This is a genomic window from Streptomyces sp. NPDC007162 (genome assembly GCF_040634175.1).
Taxonomy (GTDB): domain Bacteria; phylum Actinomycetota; class Actinomycetes; order Streptomycetales; family Streptomycetaceae; genus Streptomyces.
This window is the reverse complement of sequence record NZ_JBEYFC010000373.1, coordinates 1-9,211: the sequence shown is the minus strand read 5'-3', so window position 1 is coordinate 9,211 and position 9,211 is coordinate 1. Positions and strand designations below refer to the sequence as shown.

At 68.0% G+C, this 9,211-nt stretch carries 10 protein-coding genes and 2 pseudogenes; 5 read left to right on the top strand and 7 right to left on the bottom strand.

What is annotated here, in order from left to right:
- The 3 genes and pseudogenes from ABZ646_RS32790 to ABZ646_RS32780 form a co-directional block, all read right to left on the bottom strand.
- A pseudogene (locus tag ABZ646_RS32790) lies at positions 1 to 143 on the bottom strand (RNA polymerase subunit sigma); the annotation flags it as partial.
- Between the two features lie 304 nt (positions 144 to 447).
- Positions 448 to 1,041 carry an ABATE domain-containing protein gene (locus ABZ646_RS32785; RefSeq protein ID WP_360526991.1) on the bottom strand — a complete coding sequence of 198 codons (594 nt, stop codon included), beginning with the start codon at positions 1,039 to 1,041 and terminating at the stop codon, positions 448 to 450.
- A 365-nt stretch (positions 1,042 to 1,406) separates the two neighbouring features.
- A complete protein-coding gene (locus ABZ646_RS32780) occupies positions 1,407 to 1,778 on the bottom strand; it encodes a hypothetical protein (protein WP_360526988.1) in 372 nt (123 codons plus the stop codon).
- A gap of 346 nt (positions 1,779 to 2,124) precedes the next feature.
- Here ABZ646_RS32780 and ABZ646_RS32775 point away from each other — a divergent pair, with 346 nt between their 5' ends.
- Together ABZ646_RS32775 and ABZ646_RS32770 are read left to right on the top strand one after the other, a co-directional pair.
- The gene (locus ABZ646_RS32775; protein WP_360526985.1) at positions 2,125 to 3,492 is read left to right on the top strand and encodes a nitrate/nitrite transporter; all 1,368 of its coding nucleotides are present in this window, start codon (positions 2,125 to 2,127) and stop codon (positions 3,490 to 3,492) included.
- Positions 3,493 to 3,580: 88 nt separating this feature from the next.
- Entirely contained in the window at positions 3,581 to 4,744 is a 1,164-nt protein-coding gene (locus tag ABZ646_RS32770; RefSeq protein ID WP_360526982.1) for a uroporphyrinogen-III synthase, read from the top strand.
- A gap of 42 nt (positions 4,745 to 4,786) precedes the next feature.
- On the opposite strand, the gene ABZ646_RS32765 is transcribed toward ABZ646_RS32770, so the two are convergent.
- Together ABZ646_RS32765 and ABZ646_RS32760 are read right to left on the bottom strand one after the other, a co-directional pair.
- A complete protein-coding gene (locus tag ABZ646_RS32765; protein ID WP_360526979.1) occupies positions 4,787 to 5,035 on the bottom strand; it encodes a hypothetical protein in 249 nt (82 codons plus the stop codon).
- Positions 5,036 to 5,124: 89 nt separating this feature from the next.
- Positions 5,125 to 5,604 (bottom strand): ATP-binding protein, encoded by a 480-nt coding sequence (locus ABZ646_RS32760; protein WP_360526976.1) that lies wholly within the window; start codon positions 5,602 to 5,604, stop codon positions 5,125 to 5,127.
- Between the two features lie 226 nt (positions 5,605 to 5,830).
- Between ABZ646_RS32760 and ABZ646_RS32755 the strand changes: the two genes are divergently transcribed.
- Entirely contained in the window at positions 5,831 to 6,685 is an 855-nt protein-coding gene (locus ABZ646_RS32755; protein WP_360526973.1) for a helix-turn-helix transcriptional regulator, read from the top strand.
- Positions 6,600 to 6,881, top strand: a complete 282-nt coding sequence (locus ABZ646_RS32750; RefSeq protein WP_360526970.1) for a DUF397 domain-containing protein — start codon at positions 6,600 to 6,602, stop codon at positions 6,879 to 6,881. Before ABZ646_RS32755 ends, ABZ646_RS32750 begins: the two co-directional genes overlap by 86 nt.
- A 66-nt stretch (positions 6,882 to 6,947) precedes the next feature.
- Here ABZ646_RS32750 and ABZ646_RS32745 read toward each other — a convergent pair whose 3' ends face one another.
- The gene (locus ABZ646_RS32745; protein ID WP_360526967.1) at positions 6,948 to 7,994 is read right to left on the bottom strand and encodes a hypothetical protein; all 1,047 of its coding nucleotides are present in this window, start codon (positions 7,992 to 7,994) and stop codon (positions 6,948 to 6,950) included.
- Entirely contained in the window at positions 7,982 to 8,641 is a 660-nt protein-coding gene (locus ABZ646_RS32740) for a hypothetical protein (RefSeq protein WP_360526964.1), read from the bottom strand. The genes ABZ646_RS32745 and ABZ646_RS32740 overlap by 13 nt, the downstream gene beginning before the upstream one ends.
- Positions 8,642 to 8,945: 304 nt before the next feature.
- Here ABZ646_RS32740 and ABZ646_RS32735 point away from each other — a divergent pair.
- Positions 8,946 to 9,211, top strand: a pseudogene (locus ABZ646_RS32735) (hypothetical protein); the annotation flags it as partial.

Here is a 9,211-nt window from a genome sequence, read left to right as displayed (position 1 = left end):
AGGACATACGCAAGGAGAGGTCCGGCGTGCTCCCTGTACAGGGCACGCATCAGCTCCTCATCAGGCTCCGAGGGCTGGGACATGCGATGTCGGGCCCTCGATCCACGTTCATTGGCCACGGCCGCATCCTTGCGCACGCCCACCTCCGGTGTCCGGGGGTTCCCCCAGTCGGTCGCTCCCCCACCGGTACGGAAGTGACTCGCGGGGTGTTCAACAAGACCCCACATTTTTCTGCGTGGTGTCATGACGAGCGGGACATGACAGCACATTCCCCCCTCGTGATCTTTACATTTCCGACACATCGCCAAGGAGGGGCGGGTTGCCCGTACGCGGCGGTCACCAAACGGAGTGTTGTCGAAATCACGTTCCGGGATCTTCGATGAAGGTCCGACAGAAGCCGCGAACGGGACAGGGGTTGAGCAGTCGGGGTGGCGGGAGGTCGAAGTCTCAGGCGCGGGCGAGTGCGGCACGGCGGCGGTGCCGGGCCACCCGTTCGCGGTTGCCGCAGACCTCGCTGGAGCACCAACGGCGCCTGCGGCCCCGGGAGGTGTCCAGGTACACGAGGGGGCAGTTGTCGCCCTCGCACTCCCGGATCGCGGCCCGGGCGACGGGGTCGGTGAGCAGTTCCACGGCGTCCCGGGCGACGGCCGCGAGCAGCGCCGCGCACTCGGGCGGCCCCGCCAACTCCCGGACGAGCGAGCCGTCCTCGCCGGACACCGCACGCGGGGCCGGGGGCGCGGCGACGGCCAGTTCGTTGACGCGGGCGAGCGCGAGATCGTACGACCTGGTCCGCGCCGCGTTCCGGCCGCGCACCAACTCCGCCACGTGACCGCGCAGTTCACAAAAGCCCGGCAGCCATCCCGGGTCGGCGTGCGCCAGCGGCGTGCCCGCCGGGACGAGTCCGGATCCGGTGATCCAGGCCTGCAACGGTCCCGTCCCGTCGAGCCGTTCGCCGGGATGTGTGGTCGCCAGGAGGTCCAGGCAGATCCGCCCGGCGTCGAAGCGCAGCTCGTAGGGGGCCGCGGCCGTACCCAGTGCCATGTGCCTGTCACCGCCTAGGACAGGGAACCGTGTCCCCTCACAGTGCCCGGCACGACGACCGGCCGGAAGCCCTCGCACCGCTGTTGCACGAGGTTCCGGTACGACGCGCGTCCCGCGCCGACGCGGTACGCCGGACAGCCGGTCCGTCGGTACGCCGGTCCGCCGGTCCGCCGGTCAACCGGTCCGCTCGTCGGTACGCCCGTCAGCCGGTCCGCTCGTCGCCCGTGGCGAAGTACCGCCGCACGGTGATGCTGCGGACCGGTAGATGCGGCGAAGCTCCTGGCAGGCGGCGGTGATCTTGCTGGGGAACCTGTCCAGCAGGAGCTCCACTCCTGCGTGCAGCCCGGCAGCCTCAGTAGCTGAGTTCAGTTCGCCGCATCCACCAGGGCCGCCAGCTCGGCCTCGGTGACCCCGGGTGGGAGACGAACATCGAATGTGTAGCCCTCATCGCAGAAGATCAGGTCAAGGCCATCCGGCGCCAGCCTGCGGAAGAGGACCGCCAACCAGACGGCGTCGCTTTCCCAGACGTCCATGTACAGGCATGTGCCCTCCACATGCAGGTACGCCTCTCCTGGACCGTTCGTCGTCTCGAACTCCCATAGGGCACTGCGCGCTTCACTGGGAAGCTCAGAGCGGATTTCGACGTCGGTCCACCGATCGGAGATCGCCTCCGAGAGGGCCTCCTGATCGACGCGCCATCCGCCCGCATCACCCTCAACCACCACCAGGAACGTCACAACCGCGGTTTACCACCCGCGGCCGGCAAGCACCCCGGCAGCCGACCCGAAGAGCATGTCCGCAAGCCTGCACGGACAGCACCGGCGCGCCACCACACCCAGGAGCCCGGCCAGCACCACGGCGAACCGGCCCTAAAACCAGCAGCCCCACCCCCACAGTCCCGTACCCATCGCCCTGACACGGCCCCCGCCCCCGGACCTCTCACCCGCCCCCTCCCCGGGGTGAGAGCAACGTTCCCTTCCGGTCACCCACAGCCACAGGGCGGAAACGCCGCCTCCCTACCTTCGGGCTCAGTCACTCATCCGAAGTCGGCAGACCGAGCACGCGGAGCACCGTGGAGGCGTCATGACAGCCCCAGCCCCTACTTCACGTAGTCGCTGGATCCAGGAGTGGGATCCGGAGGACGAGGCGTTCTGGAAGGACAAGGGAGAGAAGATCGCCCGGCGGAACCTGGCCTTCTCCGTCCTCTCCGAGCACATCGGGTTCTCGATCTGGACCCTGTGGTCCGTGCTGGTGCTCTTCATGGGGCCGGAGTACGGGCTGACCCCGGCCGACAAGTTCCTGCTGACATCGATGGTGACCCTGGTCGGTGCCGTCGTGCGCGTGCCCTACACCTTCGCGGTTGCGATCTTCGGCGGGCGGAACTGGACGATCGTCTCGGCCAGCCTGCTGCTCGTCCCGAGTGTCGCCGCCTTCGCCGTCATGAAGCCGGGGACGTCGTTCGACACCTTCCTGTGGATCGGGCTCCTCGCCGGCATCGGCGGGGGCAACTTCGCCTCCTCCATGACCAACATCAACGCCTTCTTCCCCCTGAGGAAGAAGGGGTGGGCGCTCGGGCTCAACGCCGGCGGCGGCAACATCGGTGTGGCGGCGATCCAGCTGGTGGCCCTCGCCGTCATCGGCGCCAACGGCGGGCCGCGGGTGCTGCTGGGGATCTACATCCCGCTCATCGTCGTCGCCGCGGTCCTCGCCGCGCTCTTCATGGACAACATCGAGAACGTCAAGAACGACACCGGTGCAGCCAAGGACGCCGCGAAGGACGCCCACACCTGGATCATGTCCCTCCTCTACATCGGGACGTTCGGCTCCTTCATCGGCTACAGCTTCGCCTTCGGCCAGGTGCTGACGAACCAGTTCGGCCGTACGCCGCTGCAGGCCACGTACCTCACCTTCATGGGCCCGCTGCTCGGCTCGCTGATCCGGCCCGTGGGCGGCTGGCTCGCCGACAAGTACGGCGGCGCGAAGATCACTCTCTACAACTACGTCGCCATGGCCGCGGCCACCGCTGTCCTGGTCGTCGCCAGCATGCAGAAGTCGCTGCCGCTGTTCGTCGTCGCGTTCGTGGTGCTGTTCTCGCTCACCGGCATCGGTAACGGCTCCACGTTCAAGATGATCCCCGGCATCTTCCAGACCAAGGCCCTCGCCAAGGGGCTGGAGGGTGAGGAAGCGGTCAAGTACGGGCGTCGGCTCTCGGGTGCCTCCATGGGCCTCATCGGCGCGGTCGGCGCGCTCGGCGGCGTCGGTATCAACCTTGCCTTCCGGCAGTCCTTCCTCTCCTACGGCTCCGGCACCGGCGCGTTCGTGGCCTTCCTGGCCTACTACGGCCTCTGCTTCGCCATCACCTGGGCCGTATACCTTCGCCGGCCGGCCGTACGGGAGCAGGCCGCGACCGCCACCGAGGCGAAGGCGCAGCTCAGCTACGCCGAGGTGTGACGTAACACTGGTGACATGAAGCGGAACCGAGCCTGTCACGCGCCGTTGACAGGCTCGGTTCGCATGCGGGTCAGCTAGGAGAGCAGCCATGGACGAGGAACAGCAGCGACCGGACGACGGCAGCCGGCACGGTCCCCTCGCGGGGTTCACCGTGGGGGTCACGGCCGCGCGCCGCGCCGACGAGCTCGGAGCACTGCTCCAGCGGCGCGGCGCCGCCGTGCTGCACGCCCCCGCCCTGCGCATCGTGCCGCTCGCCGACGACGGTGAGCTCCTCGCCGCCACCAAGGAGATCATCGACCAGGCGCCGGACGTGGTCGTGGCGACGACCGCGATCGGGTTCCGGGGCTGGATCGAGGCCGCGGACGGATGGGGCTTCGGCGAGCAGTTGCTGGAGAGGCTGCGGAACGTCGAGTTGCTCGCACGCGGGCCCAAGGTGAAAGGGGCCGTCCGGGCCGCCGGGCTCACCGAGGAGTGGTCACCGTCCTCCGAGTCCATGGCAGAGGTGCTCGACCGGCTCCTGGAGGAGGGCGTCGACGGCCGCCGGATCGCGGTACAGCTGCACGGGGAACCACTGCCGGGGTTCGTGGAGTCGCTGCGGGCCGCGGGTGCGGAGGTGCTGCCGGTGCCGGTGTACCGGTGGATGCCGCCGGAGGACCTCGGGCCGGTGGACCGGCTCCTCGACGCCGTGGTCACGCGCTCGGTGGACGCCATCACCTTCACCAGCGCACCCGCCGCGGCCTCGCTGATCTCCCGCGCCGAGGTCCGCGGGCTGCGGGACGACCTGCTCGCCGCGCTCGGTCACGACGTCGTCCCCGCCTGCGTCGGTCCGGTGACGGCCCTGCCGCTCCAGGCCGTCGGCGTCGACACCATCCAGCCGGAGCGCTTCCGGCTCGGCCCCCTCGTACAGCTTCTCTGCCGGGAACTCCCCTCGCGTGCCCGGGCGTTGCCCGTCGCCGGACACCGCGTGGAGATCCGGGGGCACGCCGTCCTCGTCGACGGCGATCTGAAGCCGGTACCGCCGGCCGGCATGTCCCTGCTACGGGCGCTCTCGCGCCGTCCGGGCTGGGTGGTCGCCCGCTCCGAACTCCTCCGCGCCCTGCCCGGCGCGGGCCGCGACGAGCACGCGGTGGAGACGGCGATGGCGAGGCTGCGTACGGCCCTGGGCGCGCCGAAACTGATCCAGACGGTGGTCAAGCGCGGGTACCGGCTGGCCCTGGACCCGGCGGCGGACTCGAAGTACGGGGATGGGTGAGGGGGCGGCCGGAGCTGTAGCCCCGGGCTCGTCCCCGGTACGTCACCTGGACACCGTCCGCCGCGCCTCCGCCTCGACGGCTCGGAGCTCCGTCGTGGCCGTCCGGAACGCGGGGTCGTCGCGATCGCTGGTGGTGTGCACCGCCGCGAGCGCTGCCTGGTAGCGGGCACGGAGGTCCGGCCGTCCTTCGATTTCCACCTGCGCCTGCCAATGGCCGAGCCAGTGCCGCAGGTGGCCGATCTTGCCGTCCTGCAGGGCAGCCGCCAGCGCCTGCTCCTTCTGCCGTTCCATTTCGCCCAGCCGGTGCGGTGCGATGCGGGCCAGCGTGACCCGAACCGCGTCGGGGGTGGGCGAAGTGTCTTCACCGCGCGCCCGCGGCCTCATGCGACGGCCTCGCGAGCGCCCTCGGACTTCCGTCCGGTCACCTCGAACCACAGCAGCTTCCCGGCACCACGGTCCGATCCGCCGCCGTCGCCGATCGGCCAGCCGCCCCACGCGTCGGCGTACTCCTGAACGAGACACAACCCGCGCCCGTCTTCGGCATCCTCCAGGGCCGGCCGGACCCGGTCCCAGGGAGGTGCGCCGAACGGAGCCGGGATCCGCGGGTGGCTGTCCCAGACCCCAACCCTCAGCCGACCGCCGGGCAGGGCGGTCAGCCGGAGGGAAGCGGGGCCATGGGTGTGCCGGTAGGCATTGGTGACCAGTTCCGACGTCAACAGCTCCACGGTGTCCAGGGATTCGTGCCTGCCGTGGCCGCTGAGCGCCGCCCGTACGGTCATACGTGCGACGCGTGCCGCGCGCGGATCACGGGGCAGGCGAAGGGCGTACGACCAGGTGTCGGGCAGGGATACGGTGTCCACGGGACCTCCGACGAGAGACATGACTCGGGTTCGCTCAACGACCGCGCCGGGCGGTGGCTCTGCCTGGGGGAGGTGCACTTCCGGCTTGCAGGCGCGGGGAGTTGCGCGGTGCAAGCACTACAGTAGGTCGCAATCAGGAGATATATCTCCCAATCGAGGGAGAGATACCCGCATTTACCTCTCGTGGGTTACAAGAGAGCCGCACATCGGCCGGGAAGGACATGCCGTGCCGCCCACCAGCAATCCCACTCTGCGTCAACGGCGTCTCGGCACTGAGCTGCGCAAACTCCGTGAGCGATCCGGCCTCACCGTCACCCAGGCCGCCACGCTTCTGGGCGTCAACCAGGGGCGCGTCAGCATGATCGAGACAGGTCGCAGCTCACTCAGTGCCGACCGAGTCCGATCACTGGCGTCGGCGTACGACTGCTCGGACGGGGCTGTGGTCGACGCCTTGGCCGCGATGACCGGGCGCCGAACGGGCGGCTGGTGGGAGGAGTACCGCGAACACCTCCCGGCCGCACTGGTCGACCTCGCCGAACTCGAACACCACGCGACCGGGTTGCGGGTGGCCCTCGCGATGCACATTCCCGCGCTACTGCAGACCGCGGACCATGCCCGCGCCCTCTTCAGGGCCGTCGTGCCGTCCATGAGGCAGTACGAGATCGAGCACCGCCTCACGCATCGCATGAAACGGCAAGGGGTCCTCCACCGCGAGCATCCCCTGCCGTACACAGCGATCATTCACGAGTCGGCTCTTCGCATCCGGTTCGGGGGCCCCGACGTCAGACGTGGTCAGCTCAAGCATCTCCTCGACATGAGCGAGCTGCCCGACGTAACTGTTCAGGTGATTCCATTCGACGCGGAGTACTACCCCAGCACAGGTCAGTCCTTCGACTACGTCGAGGGACCGGTCCCCCAGCTCGACACGGTGCAACTCGACACCCACCACGGCGGCTGCGGCTTCCTCGACGGGGAGGCACAGTTGAGCAAGTACCGTGCCGTGCTGGATCACATGGAGTCCTGCGCGCTCGGTCCCGCTGAGTCGCACGACTTCATCCAGAGCCTCATCCGAACCATCTGAAAGGGCGGCCGTGCACATACTCCACTGGCGGAAATCCACGTACAGCGGCGACAGTTCGAACTGCGTCGAGATGGCCACCGCCCACGCAGTCGTACACATCCGTGACTCGAAAAACCCGGCGGGCCTCCGCCTTACGGTCGAGGCCTCCACATGGGCCCACTTCGTCAACGGCATGACCCGCTCACGGCCACAGTGACCACATGGGAACGGACATCCACAGCTGGATCGAGTGCCGCGCCTGGCACCCCGGACGGCACCCTTCTCACCTGTTGACGGACTGGATCTCCTGCACGACGACGTCCTGCGATCGGCCGAAGGCGCCGTCGGGGAGGCTGTCGCCGTTGCCGTCGCTTCCGGTCCAGTGGATCTTCCAGGTGACCGTCGCCTTGAGCTGGTACGAGCCGTTGCCGGACGAGCGGAGGTACTTCACCCCGCAGGGCGGTGTCTTGCCTGCGTCACCCGCGGTGTACTCCTCACCGACACTGCCGTTGTTGAACTCGCAGACTCCGGAGGCCGGGTAGGTCACCGCGTCGGAAGTACCCGGGTCGATCCTGAGGGAGACGGGTTCGGCAGTGGTCGTTGCCGATATGCCGAGCAGCGGAACGCTGGCGGTGACCGACACCGGCTTGAACGTCGCCTTGTCCAGCCATGCCCAGGTGGCGAGGTTGACCTTGGTCGTACCCGCGGGCTTCAGGCTCACCTCTGTGGTGGGGACACGGATCTCGTTGTAGGCGAGTTCGCCGAGGATCTTCGTGGAGATGGTGTTCGGGATGTTCGCGGGGGGCGCGTCTCCCTTGTCCACCCAGAAATACGGCTCGTCACACTTGTCCCACCCCGGCGGGAAGGACTTGTTGACGTACGAGTCCCACCAGTAACCCTTGCCGGTCTTGTCCTCGTTGAAGTCCTTGTAGGGGTGGCCGTTGACGTAACGGTCACGCTGCTCGGCGTCCCACTGATACCCCGTGGAGTCCGCCGCCCAGATCGGTTCCAGGTACGCCTTGAGCTCGGCCGGACTGTACTTGGGGGCGTACCAGCAGGCCGGCGGCGTCCAGGACGTGGTGGCGGCGACCGGACCCACGGAGGCACCAGTGCCGTTCTTGGAGCGGTCGTAGACGATGGCGCCTGCTGTCGAGTTAATGGTGTCGCCGTCCGCTCCACCGGATGTGCTGGTGTCCGATCCGGACCCGCCGCCGACTGATCCGCCGCCTCCGGGCCTGTCGGCCATGGCCGAAGGAGTTGATAGCCCGCAGACAGAGACCGCCAGCACGATCGTCACGATTCCTTGGCGGAGCCTGGTCACGGCTGGCATTTGTCAGCTCCACGAGTAGACGCAATCTTTACGAGCTCCCAGACGCCCTTTGCGTTCTTCTCAACCTGGACGCCATATACGACATAACTGTTCTTGGTGGTCTTCGTCTTCTTGACCACACCGGTCTTGATGACCTTGTTGTAGCCCTTGCTCTCGTCTCCGCAATAGGTCAGTGACGCCTTGGTCTTGGACTCCACAGTGACCTGCCGGTCGTAGTAACGGACGATTCCAGTGACTGTCAGCCCCGCGTCCACAAAGGACTTCACCCACTGCTGCGCCGCGGCGGCACCCTCGCCCTCCGTGTAGTACTCCAGAGCGGGAAGTCGCGGGTTCTGAGCACCGATCGCCGCATCCAGCGCCCGGACGAACTCCGCGTTGTCCTTGAGGATTGCGTCCTTCACCGGATCGGAGTCCTCTTCAGGGGTGAAAGTGAGAGTGTCCCCGGCGGGCAACGAGATCTTCGGGCGGCCGGCGGACTCAGTCGCCGAAGCGCTCGGCGAAGCCGACGCCGACGCTCCCGTGTCCGCGCCCGCGATCTTGCCGTTCGAGTCGGACTTGTCTCCGCCTCCTCCGCCGCAACCGGCGAGCAGAAGTGCCGCAGTCGCACCGGCGGTGGCAGTCGTGAGCAGGCGGGAACGGCGGGTCACGGTGGGCTCCTGATGGGGCGGCTGATGTCGAAGAAAGCAGCCGACACGGTAGCCGGGTCGGGCGCGAAGACACCAGAGCGAATGGCTGAACATCAGCCGCGCAAAGGGTGCACGAGCAGGGCAAAACAGCGCCAACTCATCCCCTGCAAGGGTGGATTGGTTGCCTTCCTGTGACATTGCGACCGCCGTCCGTGGCCACGCGGTTGGCCCCTGCAAAGGGTCACTTCACCTCGTACGAGTGAGCCCTGTAAGTTCATGCGCGCAGAACTTCGTATGGGGCGTACGCGACGGGGGTTGCGGGGGCATGGCGGGTTACCGACCGGCGGACTGGCATCCACTCGACCTCGACCAGGACCCCACCCCCGGTGACCCGCAGCGCGTGCGAACCCTCGCGCAGCAGCTCCACTCCTTCGCCGACGACGTCTCCGACGCGCTGCGTCTGGTCAAGGGCATGGCCGGTGAGGACGCCCTCCTGCAGTGGGCGGGCAAGTCGGCGGAGGTCTTCAAGGAGCAGTTCAAGGACGTTCCGAAGAACCTGAAGAAGCTGAAGAAGTCCTACGAGCTGTGCGG